The organism is Nocardia sp. NPDC051981 (assembly GCF_040680715.1).
Lineage (GTDB): Bacteria > Actinomycetota > Actinomycetes > Mycobacteriales > Mycobacteriaceae > Nocardia.
Genome location: NZ_JBFAXK010000003.1, coordinates 438,195 through 455,421 on the forward strand (window position 1 = coordinate 438,195; position 17,227 = coordinate 455,421).

The window sequence follows — 17,227 nt, forward strand, 5'->3', positions numbered from 1 at the left end:
ATATCGAATTCCGACCTGTTGGTTCGCTTTTCGCCGAACGCACTATTGCATTCGGCAGCCGCAGCGAGCATGCTTTATAGCTACCGTGGATAGCTCGCTCGATTCATGAACCGTTACCGCACAGGGGAGTCCGAGTCATGGCGGTGCAAGTGGTCGGCAGATCGCTGATGACCAGTGATCTCACGCCGCATCAGGCGAAAAGCGTCGGCGCAGGCGGTTGGGTGGTGTCCTTCCTGCCGGGCCGGACCCTGACCACCGAGCAAGCCGCCGCCGCACTACAGGCGGCCGAAGCGGTTGCCACCGTGAACGCCCTCGCCGGTCAGGTCGGGCTGACCGCCTTGGAGACGGTCGGGTTGGCTACCCAGGAGTCACCGTGGGGCGAACCCGAACCCTGCACCGGCCTACGCCGGATCTGGCGGCGACGATTCTCCATAAGCTGACCGCGGCCGCTTGGTCGCCACCACCACCAGGTTGCTGACCAGCAGCTCCCGCAGTACCGGGACGTGCACCATCCACCAGGCCCAGCGCGGGTGGTAGCGCGGGAACACCGCGAGAATCCTGATGTCGTCCGGAGTTTCGCGGGCCCACCGCACGCCCTCGGCAGCCCGCACCGCGAACAGCGAATGCCCGAAACGGTTCTTCGGCTCCCGCCCGTGCTGGCGCCGATACCGCCGCGCCGCGTACTCCCCGCCCAGGTAATGCCACGGCCCGGTCTCGTGGCCGCCGAACGGCCCGTGCCACACCGTGTACGAAAAGACCATGAGGCCACCGGGTTTGGTGACCCGCAGCATCTCCGCGGCCATCGCCCACGGCTGCGGCACATGCTCGGCCACATTCGAGGAGATGCAGACCTCCACCACGTCATCGCGGAACGGCAGCGCCATCCCCGACCCGCGCACCGAGCCCGCGACCCGCAGACCAGCCGCGTGCATCTCCGACGGATCCGGCTCCACCGGCAGATAGCGGGCCCCCGCCCGGCCGAACTCTTCCGCGAAATAGCCCGGACCGCCGCCCACATCCAGCACGATCGTCCCGCGCAGCGACTTCCCGGTCAGATCCCGGTAGAAGTCCGACACCAGATCTGCGGTATCGGCCGCCACCCCGCCGTAGAACACGGCCGGATCGGTCTGCTCGAACCGGAAACTGCTCAGCAGCCGTAGCGACCGGCGCAGCGTCGCCCGGCGGGCAAATCGCGGGCGGCGCGGTCTGGTCTGATCGGCTCGAAGCACGGCGGCAAGTTTCGCACAGCCGCGCACCGGCCCGGACACCCGCTCGCAACCTCGCACCCCGGCATCGATTCGCGGCACGCGCAGGTCGGATGACCGCTGCTGGCCCGGAACGGGCGGGCGGGCTATATGGTGGAGCCCACTGTCTGCCTGTCCCCGACCGACCCTGACCCCCTGGAGATCCGCCCGTGCGTGAAGTGCTGCTGCTGTGCTGGCGCGACACCGGGCATCCACAGGGTGGCGGGAGTGAGCGGTACCTGGAGCAGGTCGGGGCACAGCTGGCCGCGCGCGGTGTCAAGGTCACGCTGCGGACCGCGGGCTATCCGGGTGCGGCAAGGCGGGAGTCGATCGACGGCATCGAGATCAGCCGGGGCGGTGGGCGGTTCACGGTGTATCCGCGGGCGCTGGCGGCCATCGCGCTGGGCCGGCTCGGGATCGGCCCGCTCAAGGGGTTGCGGCCCGACGCGGTCATCGACACCCAGAACGGCATCCCCTTCTTCGCCCGGGCCGCAACGGCCGCGCCGACCGTGGTACTCGTGCATCACGGGCACCGCGAGCAGTGGCCGGTGGCCGGGCGGCTGGTCGGGCGGATCGGCTGGTGGATCGAATCGCGGCTGTCGCCGCGTGTGCACCGCGGCAATCAGTACCTGACGGTTTCGCTGCCGTCGGCCGAGGAGCTGACCGCGCTCGGGGTGGCCGGGACGCGGATCGCGGTGGTGCGCAATGGCGCCGAACCGATCCCCCCGCGGGTACCGGCCGGTGACGACGCCACCCGCACCGCGCACCCCAGCATCGTGGTGCTCTCGCGGCTGGTGCCGCACAAGCAGATCGAGGACGCCATGGCCGTGGTGGCCGGGCTGCGCGGGCGGATCCCGGGCCTGCACCTCGACGTGGTCGGCGACGGCTGGTGGGCCCCCAATCTGCGCGTCCATGCGCACGAGCTCGGGATCGCCGACGCGGTCACCTTCCACGGCCACGTCGACGAGGACGAGAAGCATCGGCTGCTGGGCCGCGCCTGGGTGCATGTGCTGCCCTCCCGCAAGGAGGGCTGGGGGCTGGCGGTCATCGAGGCGGCCCAGCACGGGGTGCCCACTGTCGGGTACCGCAGTTCACGCGGGCTTACCGACTCCATCGTGGACGGCGTGACCGGGCTGCTGGTCGACGATCCGGCCCAGCTCGTCGAGGCCGTGGGTGAGCTGCTCGGCGATCCGGAGTCCCGGATGGTGCTGGGGGAGAAGGCGCGGGCGCGGGCGCGGGAATTCTCCTGGGAACAGACCGGGAACGGCGTCTACGAGGTGCTGTCCGCGGTGACGCGCGGCGAGCGAGTGAGCGGATTGATCGCGCCCGCGCGAGTGTGATTCGCGGGCATCGCAATTCGGCAAAGCTGCGACGTGGTTCTCCTACGGTTCATAGCATCGAGGCATGTGGATCATTCTCGTCATTGCGTTAGTCAGCATTGTCGTGATCGGGGTGGGATTCGCGCTCGGCTTCCCGCGGGACTGACCGCCGCGTAGCGGAATGGATTGCGGCGGTGAGGAATCCGCTGGCCAGTAGCGCGGCCCACAGCAGATGCGCGGCGCCCGACAGGCGGCGGTGCGCGGCCGACGCGTCGTGAGCGGCGATATCGCCGGGTACCCGGTACAGCTGCACATCCGGGTCGGCGTAGACCGGATTCAACTGCGCCAGAGTAGTTTTCGATTCACCCATCGGCCCGGGCGTACCGCCCTCGACCAGCACCCAGCCGACCCCAAGCTCGGCCAGCCGGTTCGCGGAACCGCCCTGCAACAATAGGTTCTCCACCTTCCGGGCCCGCTCGCCCTCGCCGGACACCACGCCGCCGCGCACGGGAAGTTCACCGGTTTGCAGCACATCTCGCTTCAGCATGCGCGGAGCCGGATCCAGGACCGGCGCACTGCCCGAATACCGGAACTTCCGGAACATCCCGCCCGGCAGCACCGCGACATCACCCGGCGCGTCGACCGCGCCGGCCACCCGCTGCCATCCGGCCGGATAGTGCACCGGCCGCAGCGCGCCCCCGACTCCCCACGCCAGATCCGGCAGCGTGAGTAATACGATCGCGAGGAAAAGCACTGCCGCCCCGCCGGTTCGCGCCCGCGGCGACGCGGCGCTCACACCATCCACGACCACGGTGGGAATCCAGCGCCCCACCACCCGGCATCCGGCGGCCGCGCACAGGGCATACGCGGGAACGGCCAGCGCCACGAACTTCTGGGTATCCCGCAGCAGCCCGGCCCCCGGCACCCTCGTCACCAGAAACTCACCCGCCGACAACCCCCACCCGGTCGCCCCCAGCGCGGGCAGCACGATCGCCGCCACCGCCAGCCAGACCAGCCGCCGCCGCGCCACCCGCGCCTCGTCGTGCATCGGGTCCTGGGAAGATTCACCATCCGGCACGCTGCCCGGTTCGGCCGGGTCGTCCGGCCGTACGTCGGTGCGATCCAGGTTGTGGGCCGCCGCGCCTGAACGGGATTTGGAGTCCGTGCCCGCGTCGAGGACCGCGCGTACGCCGGTTGCCACGAGAGCGAGCAGGAGCACGGTTGCGACCAGCGCGAAGAAGGTTGTGCGCGACCCGGGTGCGGCGGTGCTGTTCCAGATGCCGCCCAGACCGGCGAGGCTGCCGAGGGTGCCGAGCCACGGTTCCGCGCGGGCTGCGAAGGCGGCGATGCCCGCCGGATCCGAGGGTTCCGCGCCCGCACCCGACAGTGCCGTCGCTGTCAGCCACGGGGCCGCCGACAGGATCCACAGTGCCGCCGTGACAGGCAGATTTCGTTTGCCGACCAGCAGTAGTGCCACCAGCCCCGCGAGCAGCGATCCGGTCGGAGTGAGCCCCGCCGCGGCGAGACACCCTGCCAGCCCGGCCCACGTACCGAGCCTGTCCGCCCGAGCGGCGGTCGCACCCCGCGCTCGTAAGCGAGTGGCGAGCAGGGCGATCCAGGGCAGCGCCGCATAGCCGGTGAGGAGGCTCCAATGGCCCTGTAGAAGGCGCTCGGCCACATAGGGATTCCAGATGGCGACGGTCGCCGCCACCAGCTGCGGGCCCAGCGATACGCGGAGCAGGTCGCGGGCCAGGGAGGCCGCACCCCAGCCGACCAGCCACAGGGCAGTCAGCAGCATCGCTTTGACGAGGAGGCCGCCGTCCACCACCGTCGATCCGACGGCGATCAGCGCGTCCTGTGGCACGGCGCGCGGGGCGGCATCGCCGAGCCCCAGTGCGGAATCGGTGAGATATGACCGCGGTGTACTGACCGCGTCCCGCAGCAGCAGGTATCCGGACCCGAGCAGTGGCCCCAGCACGATCAGCGCGAGCACCAGGCTGTACCCAGCGGGTACCAGCCTGACCCAACCCCGCTCCCGACCCTGCGAACTCACACCGGGCACCCTACGTTCCGTTCGGCCCGAGTTCGGGGACCCGCGTTGGGTTCTCGGTCTCGTCGCGCGCGCCGCGCAGGGCCAGACCGGTGATCGCCAGCGTCGTGAGGGCAGCCGTCGCCGTGGCGATGACGATCAGCGACAGCACCGAGTGCGCGCAGGACAGCATGACCGCGATCCCCACGCCGAGCCCGACCCAGGTGATAGCGGCCGGTGCCGTCCGGTCGGCGGCGATCGCCGACAGCAGGGCGGCCTGCAGGACGGCCAGCAGCGCGCCCTCGAGCGCGAACAGCCACAGCAGTCCCTCGATCGGTGCGTAGTCGCGCCCCGCGAACAACGGGGCCAGGGGTGCGGCCACCGCCGCCCCGAGGACCGTGACGGCCCCGATACCCACCAGCACCGCCAGCGCCGACCGCACGGCGCGTACGGAGTGCTGCGGCTGCGCCATCTTCGGATACAGCACCACGCCGACCGCCTGCGGCAGCCAGAACGCGATCTTCGCGGCAATGGCCCCCAGCGCGTAGCGCCCGGCGTCGTTCTCGTCCAGGATGATTCGCGACACCAGCAGATCCGCCGCCGACAAAGCGGTCAAGGCCGCTTGCACCTGCACGGCCCGGAACACCGCCGCCACGCCGAGGCTCGAGGCCGCCGTCCGGCGCGGTGCCGCGGATCCGGAATCTGCTCCCGGGATCGGGGCTGCGGCCGGAACTTCCTCGGTGACAGCGGGACTCGACCAAGTCGGCGAGCCGGGGGTGTTGCCGTCGCTGTCGTTCGGCCGGATCGCGTCGGCCTCGCGGGCGTGGCCGGTCAGCGCGCGATCGGCGATCCGGCGGGCCACGATCGCCGCCAGGGTGGCACCACCGGCGCCGGCCCACAGCGCGGGCGCCGAACCGAAACCGCAGGCCAGCACGATCAGGGCGGGCGTCACCCGGACGATCGCCGCTCCGCCCAGTACGGTGGCCAGCTCTCGGAACCGGCTGCGCCCCTGCAGAATTCCCTGCTCGCCCGCGAGCAGCACCAGGGCCGGCGCGGAAAACAGCGCACCCGCCGATGCCGCCACGCCGACCTTCAGCACCGCGCCGACCACCGGAACCAGCACCAGCGCCACCACCGCGACCAGGCCCGCGCAGCGCGCGGTCAACTCTCGCGCGGCGCGCACCGGTGCAGCTCGCACCACCTCCCGCGCGACCACGTTCTGCAGCGCGAGCGCGGGCACCGCGCACAGCATCTGCACCGCCAGCAGGCTCGCGAACGAGCTGTATCCCGACACCCCCAGCCATCGGCTGGCGAGCAGCTGCAGCAGGTATCCCGCCACATTCGCGGTCATCGCCCCCGCCGTCACCAAGGTCAGGTCCTTGACCACGGGCAGACGGCGTACAACGGGCACGCCCGCAATGCTCCCATCCGTCTCGGCCACCCCGCCCGCGCACCCCTGCGCCGCGCTCCCGACCCGGTGCCGCCGGCACCGGCGAGCGCGGGACTCTCAGCAGCGCCTCGGGCGGAAACGGAAGCGGCCCAGCACCTTCGCAGGTGCTGGGCCGCGGTGAACCGGGAGCCGCTAGGGCTTCTTGTTCATGTCGATCTGCTGGGTCGGGGCGTCGAAGTTGCCGGGACCGCCGGACGGGGCCGGGGCGACGCGGCGGACCGGGGCGCGCCCGTTGCCGTTCTTGCCGAGGAAGCCGAGCAGCAGGCCGACGATCAGGAACACCAGGCCGAGGACGCCGAGGATGATCGGCAGGATGCGGCCGTACAGCGACAGCTTGTCCATGTTGTCCTTGGCCACCGAGATCTGCGACTCGATGGTGTTCTCGTCGAACACCAGGGTCGCCTTCAGGGCGGTCACCTCGGGCTTGTCACCGCTGCGGGCGTAGAACAGGTGGATCTGCTCCTGGCCCTTGATGACGGTGCCGGTCTGCGGCTCGATCCACAGGTCGCGGGTGTTGGTGTAGAAGCGCGCCATGGTGACGTCGCCGTCGCCCTCCACGCCCCACTTCTCGGCGGGCAGGGTCAGCTTGTTGGTCGGCGAGTTGGCGACGGTGGAGAGATCGGTGACCGGCACGGCCATCTGGAAGTGGTAGACCTTCAGATTGTTGATCTCGGTCTCTTCGACATAGTTGATGTCGTAGGTCTTGCGCACGTTCAGATCGAAGTACGGGTAGGTCTTCTTGTCGGTGCCGATCGGGAAGCGGTACTGGAGGCCGGTGTGCTGCACCGGGTCCATCACGCTCTCGCCCTTCTTGTCGACCGTCACGGCGATCGCACCGTTGGGGCCGCCGTCCACCGACTCCACCGGCTCACCGGTCTTGCGGTCCACGGTGACGCGGTCGATGGTCGCGGTCAGCAGGCCGGTGTCGCCCTGCTTGTCGGTGCGGCGCAGGGTCTGACCGGCCTGGATGGTCATTTTCGAAGCGTCCGACGGGTCTTCGACGGTGAGGAAGCGCTGCGAGACGAGCGGGACGTTCTGGTCCACCTTCGCCGAGCCCGTTCCCGAGGTCAGCGACTTGGAGTCCAGCACCTCACTGGGGGCGCCGTTCTGCGGATTGGTCGCGACGGTCGTGATCTCCAGGTCCAGCGGGGTCTTCGCCAGCCGACTGACCGTATAGGTGGGGACCATGATCGCGGCGACGAGCAGCATCGCACCGAGCCCCACGAGTACGCAGGCCACCGTCCTTCTGGTACCGGCACTGAGTGCCATGCAGGTTCTCCTCGTCGTCGAACACGTGTTTCCTCCAGTACTGCGGTCGCCGCGCAGCACTCGTGAGCCCAGACACTAACAGTCCGAGCGGTCCCAGAGTGTGGCCGAGGCCGGAAAACTCCCCGAAATAGCCGCCCGGTGAAGTCGTGCGGAGGCGGCCGGGCGCTCGGGCGAACGGCGACAGGGCAGACTGGGGCGCGATGACGACCACCCTGAATCCCGAGACGAACCCGATCCCGGCCGAGCCGCCCGCGGCCCGTCTGGGTCGCTTCGTTCCGGCGCTCGAGGGCATGCGTGCGCTGGCGGCGCTGGGGGTGGTGCTCACCCACGTGGCCTTCCAGACCGGCGCCACCGGACAGCCGGTGCTGGGCCGGGTATGGGAGCGATTCGACATGGCGGTCGCGGTGTTCTTCGCGCTGTCGGGATTCCTGCTGTGGCGCCCGCACGCCGTTGCGGCCAGGGGACAGGGCCGCGCCCCGAGCGCCGGACGATATCTGCTGCATCGCGCGGCCCGCATCCTGCCCGCCTACTGGGTGGTCGTGGGCGTGGTGCTGATCCTGCTGCCCAGCGCGGCACATACCGCGGGGTTGCGCGTGTGGCTGTCGAATCTCGGTCTGCTGCAGGTGTTCGTGCCCTTCACCCTGACCGACGGTCTCACCCAGATGTGGAGCCTCTCGGTGGAAGTCGCCTTCTACCTTGTGCTTCCGCTGCTGGCGTTCGCCCTGGTCTGGTTGCGCGGGCAGCGGGCGCGGCTGCGGGTGCCGGTGGTGCTGGGGCTGGGATTGCTGTGCCTGGGCTGGAACTTCCTGCCGGTGCCCACGCCCGAGGGCATTCACGCCGACAACTGGCTGCCGGGCTATCTGCCCTGGTTCACGGCGGGCATGCTGCTGGCCGAACTCGCCGACCTGCCCGCCCCGCGCTGGCGGCGGGTGGCCGGGAACCAGTGGCTGATGTGGCCGCTCGCGTTCGTGGCCATGCTGCTGGCGGCCACCGATCTGGCGGGTCCGGCGGGTCTCGTGCACGGGCAGCCGTGGCAGTACGTCATGAAGATGGCGCTCGGCGCGGTCATCGGGTTCGGCCTGCTGGCACCGCTGGTGCTGCGTCCCGATCGGCGGCACCGGGTGCTGGAGGGGCGGGTCGCCGCGACGCTCGGACGCTGGTCGTACGGCATCTTCATCTGGCATCTGGCCGTGCTGTCGATCATCTTCCCGGTATTCGGCATCGTGCCTTTCCACGGGCATTTCGTGGTGGTCTACCTGTTGACCGTGGCGTTCACGCTGCCGCTGGCGGCCGCCAGCTACGCCCTCGTCGAGGAACCCGTCCGGCAGTGGACGCGCCGCCGCTTCGGTTGAGCGGCAGCACGATTCAGCGGCGGGGCGGCACGCTGATTCAGCGGCGTGGCGGCAGGGCAGCGATCCCCACCGCGATCACCGCGACCAGCGCCGGGAACTGCACCCACAGCGAACCGCCGGCATAGCCCTCGAGCGAACGCCAGGGCCCGGTCGACAGCGCGGCCGCGGAGATGGCGGTACCGCCGGCCGCGATCGCCACCAGCGCCCGCGGCAGCACCTGCGGCCGGAGATGGTCGGCCATCAGGCCGAAAAGGGTGAGCACGAGGGCGACCGGTCCGGCGATGAGACCGGCCCCCGCGGCCAGTCCCAGCCCGGCGACGGTGCGACTGCGCCAGGTGCGCGGCCGCGGCCCATCGTCGCGGACGAGCGAGCGCGCACCCCGGAACGCCAGCACGATCAGCGGAATCAGCAACAGCAGGCCGCCGAAGATGGCCAGGCGGTACCAGCGATCGGTGGGGAATGCGACGGTGATCGGGCCCTCGGTTCCGGCCGGCACCAGCCACGCCTGCTGCCAGCCGTTGATCACCACGGGCCGCAGCGTGTGGCCGTCGGCGGATTTGGCCTGCCATCCGACATTGGTGCTCAGCGGCAGCACCAGCACCTGCGTGCCGGTGCTGCCGTTCGGATCGGCCACCGGAGCGAGCGCCGGGGTGCGGTTCAGGCGCAGTTCGTCGACGGTGAACAGTTCGGTCGGCGCGACCGCGACATCGACACGGCCGGACGGGAAGTCGAAGCCGCTCTCGCTCGTCGCATCGTCGGCGCTGTTCGCGTCGGCCGCGCACACGGTGGCGGGCAGCGGTGCGCCGGAACGCAATTCGGCGGCGGTGCCGGTCACCGTGGTGTGCAGGGTGCGGCCCGCGGCGGCGATGGTGGGCCCGTGCGCGCAGTCGATGGTGAGGAGCCGGTCGGGATCGGCGGGGGCGGGGTAGTCGGGGCCCAGCACGTTCACCTCGGCCAGGCCGGGCGGCTGCTCCTGCGCGAAACCCAGTGCGGTGCGGTCGAGTACGCCGTCCCAGGTCTGGATGCTGACCTCGATGCGATCGGTGACGTAGGGGTGCAGATCCACCCGGCTGGTCGCGCCGGAATCCGGATCCACGGTGCGCACCTGCGGGCCGTCGCCGAGATTCACCGAGACGGAGGTGGGGTGCGCGGGCAGATCGCCGCGCGACGGCGTCACCTCCAGGCCGGTCACCAGGGCCGGGGCCGGAAGTTCGATGGTGAGTGTGGGTTTGGGGCCCGCCGGATTGCGGACGGTGGTCTCGGGCGCGGTCCAGCTGGTGCGCGGGTCCCCGTCGGTGGCCGCGAGGGCGGAGCCGCGCGGGTCGCCGACATCGGCGCGGCCGCGGGCGATGGGCCGGTCCTGATCGGTGAGCAGCGCCTCCAGCGCCGGACCGGGACGGGTGTGCACGATCAGGTCCGGGGACGCGGTCACCGGCTGCGGCACCCGCAGGGTGCGTTCGAACAGGCCCGGCTCCTCGGCGGCCAGGGCCAGGCCCTTGCTGCACCGGACGCGGTCGGGGGAGTCGAAACAGGCGCTGCGGCCGGGGAATTCCTGTCCCAGGTCCCAGCCGCGCACCTGCGCGCCGGCGGGGGCGGGCGGCAGTACCGTGCGGTGCCGGATGTCCACGGTCACCGGGTTCTCGCGGTCGGCGTAGTCGTCCAGGCTCAGTTCGCTGATCCCGAATTGGCCGCCGGCGTTGCCGTCCTCGGTGTGCACGGCGGTGATCTTGATCCAGTCGGTGCGGCCCGGCGGCAGCGAGATCGCCACCGGCGTACCGGGTTCGGTGATGCGGGCCGCCACCGTGCCCTTGGCGGTCTCCACCTCCACCCACTTCACCGGGCTGCCGATGGCGGCCGCGCTGGTGGTCAGCCGCAGCACCGCGGAACTGATCGGCTTGTCCAGATCCAGCCGGAGCCATTGCCCGACAGCGTGTTCGGCGCCATTGCTGATCCACGCGGTGGCCGGATCGCCGTCCACCACGGCCGCGGTCGAGCTGCCGGGCGCGGCACCGCCCAGCTGGGTGGCGTCACCGGCGGAACTGGAGGCGGTGATGGTCGCTCCGGACCATTCGCCCGCCACCGGCTGGGTGCCGGGCACCGCATAGTCCGGCACCAGATTGTGGGTGCGGCGGGCGTCGCCCGGGGCCCGCAGCGCCGAGTTGTGGTTGTCGACGCGGCCGAAGTCGGTCTCCCGGTCCATCGGTGTGTCGGTGATGGTGACCCCGTCCACCGGTAGTCCGGCGGTGGCGGCGTCGGCGGCCAGCACGGCCGGCCCGGCGGGCGCCGCGGGATTGCGGCGCAGCCGTTCCACCACCTCGGGGCCGCCCTGGATCACCGGGACGCTGTCCAGCGGGACGGTGAACGCCCCCGGGAACGACGTCGGCGCGCCGACACCGCTGCGTACCTGGGCGGGGGTGCCGGGCACGGTCGACCCGACGCGATAGATCTCGATCGCCGGGTATTCCGGGCGCAGATCGCCGTCCGCGACCAGGCCCTCCACCCTGGCGGTCCCGATCGGATTCCCGAACTGGGCGACCTTCGTCAATCCGGGCGAGCCGTCGAGCGCGCGGTGGGCCAGCATCGGCCGGGTGGAGCGCGAGGTCTCCGGGTCGAGGTCGTTGCGCAGCACCAGGATTCCGATGCCCTGCCCGGCCAGTGTCGCCGCCAGCCCCGCCGACGGCCGTCCGTCGGCAATGAGCCGCTGCACCGAATCCATGGCGCGGATCGCGCCGGGCGGGTTGAGCGGCACCGAATCCCGCACCGCCCACGGGGTGCTCGCCAGCGCCTGCAGGGGCTCGTCGCGGGTCAGACCCCACACCTGGCTGCCGAACGGCGCGCCCGGCACCACCAGCGCCCGGGTGTCGGAGGCATTGTGCGCCAGCCAATCCGCGGTCTGCTGCCAGTACGCCGGGACCCGGTCGTAGCTGCCGCGCGGGGCGAGCTTGCCGGTCCAGGCCAGCGAGGTCGACAGCGTCAGCGCCGTCAGGACGAGCGCGGCGACCGCCACCATGCGGTCGCGCTCGGGATGCGCGAAGGCCCTGCGCCACACCGGCAGCGGCACCGAAGCGGGCAGCGGCACCCGGCTCAGCAGATGCGCGAGTCCCAGCACCAGCGGCAGCCGGATGAGCGGCTCCAGCTTGTGCACATTGCGCAGCGGCGCGCCGCCGGAGTCCAGGAAGATCCGCACCTGTTCCGCGAACGGCCCGCCCAGCTCACCCGCGTAACCCGCGCAGATGCCGACCAGTCCGGCGATCAGGATCAGGGCGAGCCGACCGCGATTCGGCATGGACCGCATGGCCAGACCGGCCATGCCCGCCGCGGCCAGCAGGCCGGTGGCCAGCACCGCCGCCGGCTGGGTCACCAGTACCGCGCCCGCGATGCGCTCCGGTGAGACGAACGGGGTCCAGCTGTCGGTGCCGCGCAGCACCTCGCCCAGCGAGGCCCACTGCGTCGTCACGCCGGAGGATTCGATGTAGTCCAGGAACGGCGGGCTCACCTTGCCCAGCAACAGCAGTGGCACCACCCACCAGAAGGTGCCCAGCACCAGCAGCGGAATCCAGGCGCGGGTGAAGCGCCACCACACTCGATTCGGCCGGTAGGACAACCACCACAGCGCCGCGGGCAGGAACGCCGCGGCCGTGGCCACCGCGTTCACCGAACCCATCAGCGCGAGGGCGAGGGCGCTGCCCGCGGGAGTCGTCATGCCGCGCCGCGCGGGGCGCCGCATCGCCACGCCCAGGGCGGCGGGCGCCAGCAGCACCCAGGGCGCCAGCATCATCGGCAGCGTCTCCGAGGAGATCGAGCCGAGCGTCGTGAGCACGCGCGGCGAGAACGCGAACGCGACCGCCGCGATCACCCGCGAGCCCCGGCTGCCGATGCCAAGGGTCTCGCAGAGCCGGATGATGCCCCAGAATCCCGCGAGCAGCAGCAGCGCCCACCAGATGCGCTGGGTCACCCAGCCGGGCAGGCCGAGCAGATGCCCGAGCGAGAAGAACGCGCCGTGCGGGAAGAAGTAGCCGTAGGCCTGGTTCTGTACCTGCCCCATCGGGGCCTGGCTGCTCCACAGATGGGAGGCGCGGGCGAGGAAGCCCAGCGGATTCTGCGCCAGATCGTATTTCGTATCGGCGACGGTCTGCCCGGGCACCTGCAGGAAGGTCAGCAGGAAGGCGGCGATGACACTGCCGAGCAGCCAGCGGCGGCCCAGCGGGGCCGTGCCGGCAGAGTCCTGAAGTGTCGTCGGAGACCGGTCCTCGCCCGGACCGGTCACATCGGACTGTGCGTCTTCGGGTTGGCCTGGTTCGGAGGTCGTCCGGTCAGCGTGAGCCGTACTCAACGTTGTTCAATAGCGACGAGCCCGCCTCGCCGCTGCGATCGATCTCGGGCCGCTTGTCCTGCGAAGCCGCCATTGTGATGACCAGGACCGCCGCCAGCCCGACCAGGGCTCCACCGACAGCACTCGCTGCACCAGGAACGGCAAACTTCATCGCGGTACTCCCAACATCGGACGCATGCGTAACCGGGCCAACCTAGCAGGTTTCGCCCCTCGGACTCCCCACAACCCCGAGCCTTCGGCGGGCATGTTGTCGTAGGCCATGGTGACGACTGATTTCGTGACGGCCGGGGTGACTCGCCTGGGACCTCCGGAAGGGTTCGGCTCCCCACCGTCGGCACGCGTGCTCAACGCTTCGGCTCCCAGCCGTGCGCAGAAGTCTCGGGGAGGCGGGTGAGCGCGCCGAGGAAGGTGCGGAGCTTGGCGGTCGTTTCGTGGAGTTCGGTGTGCGGGTCGGAGGCGGCCACGATGCCGCCGCCGCCGAAGGCGCGCAGGGAGCAGGCGTCGGCGGCGAGTTCCGCGCAGCGGATGGCGACGAACCAGTCGCCATTGCCGGCCGCGTCGCACCAGCCGACCGCGCCGCCGTAGAAGCCGCGGTCGCCCTCGAGGTCGGCGATGGCGTCCAGGGCCAGGGCGGTCGGAGTGCCGCAGACCGCGGGGGTGGGGTGCAGCAGGACCGCGAGGTCCAGGGCGGTGGTGGCCGGATCGCGCAGCACGCCGCGAATGGGGGTGGCCAGGTGCCAGACCTCGGGCGTGGACAGCAGTTCGGGCCCGTCGGGGATGGTCAGCTCGGCGCAGACGGGTGTCAGCAGTTCGCGGATCCAGTCGATGACGAAGGCGTGCTCGTCGCGATTCTTGGCACTGGCCAGCAAATCCCGGGCTTGGGCCGCGTCCGCCTCCGGATCGGCGAGCCGGGGCAGGGTGCCGGCCAGCGGGTGCAGGGCGACCGCGCGGCCGTGCCGGGAGATCAGCACCTCGGGCGTCGCGCCCAGCAGCGTGTCGCCGGGACGTCCCGCCGCCGACAGGTCGACGGCGTAGACGGCGGCCCGCGGATGCCGGGTCACCAGGTGCGCGGCGATCACCTCGGGCTCCAGCGGGGCCTGTGCCTCGGCCAGCAGCGACCGGGCCGCCACCACCTTGCGCAGCGGCTGCCCCGGATCGCCCAGCTGCTCCACGAGTCTCGTGACGCGCGCGACATGCTCTGCGGCACTGGGGATTTCGGAGACGATCCGAACCTCGGGCAGGTCCGGCAGAGCGGCCGGACGCCACGGTCCGGCGGTGTGCGCGGCCTGCTCGGGCGTCACCAGGGCGGCGGGTCGGCGTGGATCGAACGGCAGCGCGCCCACGATCAGCCCGGCTGCCCCGGACCGCAGCGCCCCGCTCGCGGCGGCCGCCGAATCGAAGGCGGCACGGGTGCCAGAGGTGCGTACGACACCGTCCGGCGTCGCGAGCAGAAATCCGTCCATGATGGTTTGACGATAGACCCGGGGCCGGACGGCCCGGACCGGGGAGCGACGCATCTCTCACCCGGCCGGCGGGCAGGTACGGGTATTCCGGTGCGGCCCAGCATCTTTCCCGCAATGACCCGCTCCGGCCGGGGGCGCGTGGACCCCGGCCGTCCGGGGTTTCCCGGCGTCAGGCCCGTTTTTCGGCGGGTTCGCGGCCCGGCGGCACCATGAGCACCGGGCGATGGCAGTGCTTGAGCACGGCGTCGGCGACGCTCGAATGCATGAGGGCCCGGATGCCGGTGGCCCCGCGGGTGCCCGCCACGATGATGTCCACGTTCAGCTCGTCGGCGGTCTCGACGATGGCGTTCCAGATGGTGGTGGTGCACTCGGCGGTGCGCGCCTCGGCGTTCAGGCCCGCCAGCTTGGCCAGCCGCACGCCTTCGGCATTGATATTCCGGGCGTCCACCAGCGCGATGTCCTCTATTTCGTCGTCGGTCATCCACTCCGGCTGCATCACCCCGGACAGTCCCGACAATCGCGCGGCCTGGCGCACCATCGGCTCCCACGCCGTCAGCACCACGGCTCTGTCGGCGGCCAGGAACCGTCCCGCGTATTCGACGGCCCGCCGGGCATTCTCGGAGCCGTCGTAGGCAATCAGCATCAAATCGCAGGGCATGACGAACCTCCTGGTAGGAACGCCTGGCTGTACCCCCGAGGCTACCCCGGAAACAGACCGTTCAGTGGACTTGGCAACTTTCGTCGCGTCCCAAGTTCTCCACAGTTCGCTCACGATTCACCCAAACCGGTGGTGCGATGCGGGGGACGGGTTTTCACTGAAAACGTCGGCTTTCGCCGACGATCGACATCGCCGTCGTTGGAGCAGGGCCCGGACGAGGGGTGGATTGTGCGGTTGGACGAGCTGACGACCCCGCAGGAGTGGGCGCGTGTGTACCGCTCCCTGTTCGGTCTGCCCCACGTGCATGTGACCACACCGGGCTTCGTGGTCCTACCGCTGATCGACACCATCGCGGCGCTGAACACCCCGGAACCGTTGGGGGCCTTGATCCTTGACGAACTGGTCAGTCGCGGTCTGGCCGGCCCGGTGCTGGTGCGCGACAAGCCGCCGCGCCGCACCTTCCTGGCGGTCTTCGACGGCTACCCGTCCGACGAATGCCTCGAGCTGCTCGAGCGCAACAGCGTCGACATCGGCCCGCATCGCAGTAATGTCATCCTGCCCACCGGATTCGGCCGTCACACCCATGAGGGCCGCTGGTGGGCGCGCGCGCCGCAGCGCGAGGAATCCCTGCCCCTGCTCTCCGAGGTGGTCGCGGCCACCCAGGCGGTGTTGTGACCATAGAGTCGGCCTTCTTCGGCCACCATGAGGCCGATCCACGCGCCCTGCTGTACTACGAGTGGTGTCAGCGCGCCGAATCCGGTTACGCGGTAGACGATTTCGCGGAGGAAGTGCGCGATCTCACGCACACCGAGCAGACGATTCCCGGGGCCTGCTGGCGGCTGCTGGATCGGGTCGAGCGGGCTCCGCGACTGCCGGACTGGCCCTACACCGAATGGGTGGACGCGCCATGGCACGCGAATCAGGCTGGCATCGAAGAGGATTCGATTCCAGCATTGCGCGAGCCGGAGCTGCTGGACCGCATCCACGGCGGCTGGCTCGGCCGCTGTATCGGCTGCACGCTGGGCAAACCCCTGGAGAACGGCTTCGTCTGGACGCCCGCACGCATTCGCGGGTATCTGGAGGCGAGCGGGGCCTATCCGCTGCGCGACTACGTCCCCGTCGCCGACCCGCTGCCGCCCGAGGCCGATGACCGAAGATCCTGGCACACGGCCACTCTCGGCCGGATCGACGGCTGCCCCCGCGACGACGACGTCGACTACCCGATTCTCGGTCTGCATCTGCTGGAGCAGCACGGGAGGTCGTTCACCCCCGATGACGTCGCGGCCCTCTGGCTCGAGCGCCTGCCGTTCCTGCAGACCTACACCGCCGAACGCGTCACCTACCGCAACCTCATCGACGGTTTCGCCCCGCCCGACACCGCCACCCACCGCAACCCCTACCGCGAGTGGATCGGCGCGCTCATCCGCGCCGACATCCACGGCTACACCCACCCCGGACAACCCCGCCGCGCGGCCGCCGCGGCGGCTCGCGACGCCTCGATCTCCCACGTGGGCAATGGTTTATGGGCCGCCATGTGGTCGGGTGCGCTGATCGCCGCCGCCTTCACCGCCCCCGGCTCCGCCGCGGCGCTGGCCGTCGCGCACGCCGTCATCCCCGCCCGCTCCCGCCTGGCACTGGCCCTGGCCGAGGTCACCGACGACCATCGCGGCGGCATGTCCTGGGACCGGGCCGTGACCGCCATCCACACCCGCCACTCCCACTACAACTGGGTGCACGCCATCGGCAACGCCTGCCTCATCGCCGCCGGATTGCTCTGGGGAGAAGGCGATTTCACCCGTACCATCGCCCTCACCGTCCAGGGTGGCTGGGATACCGACTCCAACGGCGCGACCGCCGGCTCGGTGGCGGGCATCCTCACCGGGGCCGCCGCCATCCCCGCCCACTGGACCGCGCCGTTCCATGACACCGTCCACAGCCGCGTCGCCGGCTACGACAGAACCCGCATCTCCGACCTGGCCCGCCGCACGCTGAAGCTGGTGCGCTGACGCCGAATCGGGTCGTGGCGGTGGTCCCCGACAGCGGCGAGGACGGTGCCCGGCCGTCGTCCCGGCCGGGCACCGCCCTCTAACACAGAAACGGGGGTTGGGGG

The 17,227-nt window shown here is 71.0% G+C and carries 13 protein-coding genes; 5 read left to right on the top strand and 8 right to left on the bottom strand.

Features of this window, described 5'->3' with window-relative positions:
* The first annotated feature begins 137 nt into the window (after positions 1–137).
* A complete protein-coding gene (locus tag AB0L60_RS09095) occupies positions 138–440 on the top strand; it encodes a hypothetical protein (protein WP_364609581.1) in 303 nt (100 codons plus the stop codon).
* Here the strand turns inward: AB0L60_RS09095 and AB0L60_RS09100 are convergent.
* Positions 402–1,229, bottom strand: coding sequence for a class I SAM-dependent methyltransferase (locus tag AB0L60_RS09100; protein WP_364609584.1), 828 nt, complete (start codon positions 1,227–1,229; stop codon positions 402–404). The two genes, AB0L60_RS09095 and AB0L60_RS09100, sit on opposite strands and share 39 nt — an antisense overlap.
* A 185-nt stretch (positions 1,230–1,414) precedes the next feature.
* Here AB0L60_RS09100 and AB0L60_RS09105 point away from each other — a divergent pair, with 185 nt between their 5' ends.
* Positions 1,415–2,584 (top strand): glycosyltransferase family 4 protein, encoded by a 1,170-nt coding sequence (locus tag AB0L60_RS09105; RefSeq protein WP_364609587.1) that lies wholly within the window; start codon positions 1,415–1,417, stop codon positions 2,582–2,584.
* Positions 2,585–2,672: 88 nt separating this feature from the next.
* On the opposite strand, the gene AB0L60_RS09110 is transcribed toward AB0L60_RS09105, so the two are convergent.
* The 3 genes from AB0L60_RS09110 to AB0L60_RS09120 form a co-directional block, all read right to left on the bottom strand.
* A complete protein-coding gene (locus tag AB0L60_RS09110) occupies positions 2,673–4,541 on the bottom strand; it encodes a hypothetical protein (protein ID WP_364609780.1) in 1,869 nt (622 codons plus the stop codon).
* Positions 4,542–4,626: 85 nt separating this feature from the next.
* Entirely contained in the window at positions 4,627–5,943 is a 1,317-nt protein-coding gene (locus tag AB0L60_RS09115; RefSeq protein ID WP_364609783.1) for a polysaccharide biosynthesis protein, read from the bottom strand.
* Between the two features lie 231 nt (positions 5,944–6,174).
* On the bottom strand, positions 6,175–7,311 hold the full coding sequence (locus AB0L60_RS09120; RefSeq protein ID WP_364609590.1) for a DUF3068 domain-containing protein: 1,137 nt from the start codon (positions 7,309–7,311) through the stop codon (positions 6,175–6,177).
* A 200-nt stretch (positions 7,312–7,511) separates the two neighbouring features.
* Here AB0L60_RS09120 and AB0L60_RS09125 point away from each other — a divergent pair, with 200 nt between their 5' ends.
* Positions 7,512–8,663 carry an acyltransferase gene (locus AB0L60_RS09125; protein WP_364609593.1) on the top strand — a complete coding sequence of 384 codons (1,152 nt, stop codon included), beginning with the start codon at positions 7,512–7,514 and terminating at the stop codon, positions 8,661–8,663.
* Between the two features lie 37 nt (positions 8,664–8,700).
* Here AB0L60_RS09125 and AB0L60_RS09130 read toward each other — a convergent pair whose 3' ends face one another.
* The 4 genes from AB0L60_RS09130 to AB0L60_RS09145 all read right to left on the bottom strand — a co-directional run bounded on the left by AB0L60_RS09130 (position 8,701) and on the right by AB0L60_RS09145 (position 15,117).
* The gene (locus tag AB0L60_RS09130) at positions 8,701–12,930 is read right to left on the bottom strand and encodes an alpha-(1->3)-arabinofuranosyltransferase (RefSeq protein WP_364609596.1); all 4,230 of its coding nucleotides are present in this window, start codon (positions 12,928–12,930) and stop codon (positions 8,701–8,703) included.
* A gap of 46 nt (positions 12,931–12,976) precedes the next feature.
* Complete coding sequence (locus tag AB0L60_RS09135) at positions 12,977–13,147, bottom strand: DUF2613 domain-containing protein (RefSeq protein WP_354841234.1); 171 nt, start codon at positions 13,145–13,147, stop codon at positions 12,977–12,979.
* A 193-nt stretch (positions 13,148–13,340) separates the two neighbouring features.
* Positions 13,341–14,459, bottom strand: a complete 1,119-nt coding sequence (locus AB0L60_RS09140; protein ID WP_364609600.1) for an isochorismate synthase — start codon at positions 14,457–14,459, stop codon at positions 13,341–13,343.
* A 169-nt stretch (positions 14,460–14,628) separates the two neighbouring features.
* Positions 14,629–15,117: a universal stress protein gene (locus AB0L60_RS09145; protein WP_364609603.1), complete on the bottom strand. Its 489-nt coding sequence runs from the start codon at positions 15,115–15,117 to the stop codon at positions 14,629–14,631.
* 234 nt (positions 15,118–15,351) lie between these two features.
* On the opposite strand from AB0L60_RS09145, the gene AB0L60_RS09150 reads away from it, so the two are divergent.
* Both AB0L60_RS09150 and AB0L60_RS09155 read left to right on the top strand, forming a co-directional pair.
* Positions 15,352–15,792: a hypothetical protein gene (locus AB0L60_RS09150; RefSeq protein ID WP_364609606.1), complete on the top strand. Its 441-nt coding sequence runs from the start codon at positions 15,352–15,354 to the stop codon at positions 15,790–15,792.
* Positions 15,789–17,123 (top strand): ADP-ribosylglycohydrolase family protein, encoded by a 1,335-nt coding sequence (locus tag AB0L60_RS09155; protein ID WP_364609609.1) that lies wholly within the window; start codon positions 15,789–15,791, stop codon positions 17,121–17,123. Before AB0L60_RS09150 ends, AB0L60_RS09155 begins: the two co-directional genes overlap by 4 nt.
* Positions 17,124–17,227: the final 104 nt, after the last annotated feature.

Excerpts from the sequence above, each read along its gene's own strand:
- AB0L60_RS09120 (WP_364609590.1), bottom strand. The coding sequence starts at position 7,311 with ATGGCACTCAGTGCCGGTACCAGAAGGACGGTGGCCTGCGTACTCGTG.
- AB0L60_RS09140 (WP_364609600.1), bottom strand. The coding sequence starts at position 14,459 with ATGGACGGATTTCTGCTCGCGACGCCGGACGGTGTCGTACGCACCTCT.
- AB0L60_RS09115 (WP_364609783.1), bottom strand. The coding sequence starts at position 5,943 with ATGACCGCGAATGTGGCGGGATACCTGCTGCAGCTGCTCGCCAGCCGA.
- AB0L60_RS09125 (WP_364609593.1), top strand. The coding sequence starts at position 7,512 with ATGACGACCACCCTGAATCCCGAGACGAACCCGATCCCGGCCGAGCCG.
- AB0L60_RS09145 (WP_364609603.1), bottom strand. The coding sequence starts at position 15,117 with ATGCCCTGCGATTTGATGCTGATTGCCTACGACGGCTCCGAGAATGCC.
- AB0L60_RS09095 (WP_364609581.1), top strand. The coding sequence starts at position 138 with ATGGCGGTGCAAGTGGTCGGCAGATCGCTGATGACCAGTGATCTCACG.
- AB0L60_RS09135 (WP_354841234.1), bottom strand. The coding sequence starts at position 13,147 with ATGAAGTTTGCCGTTCCTGGTGCAGCGAGTGCTGTCGGTGGAGCCCTG.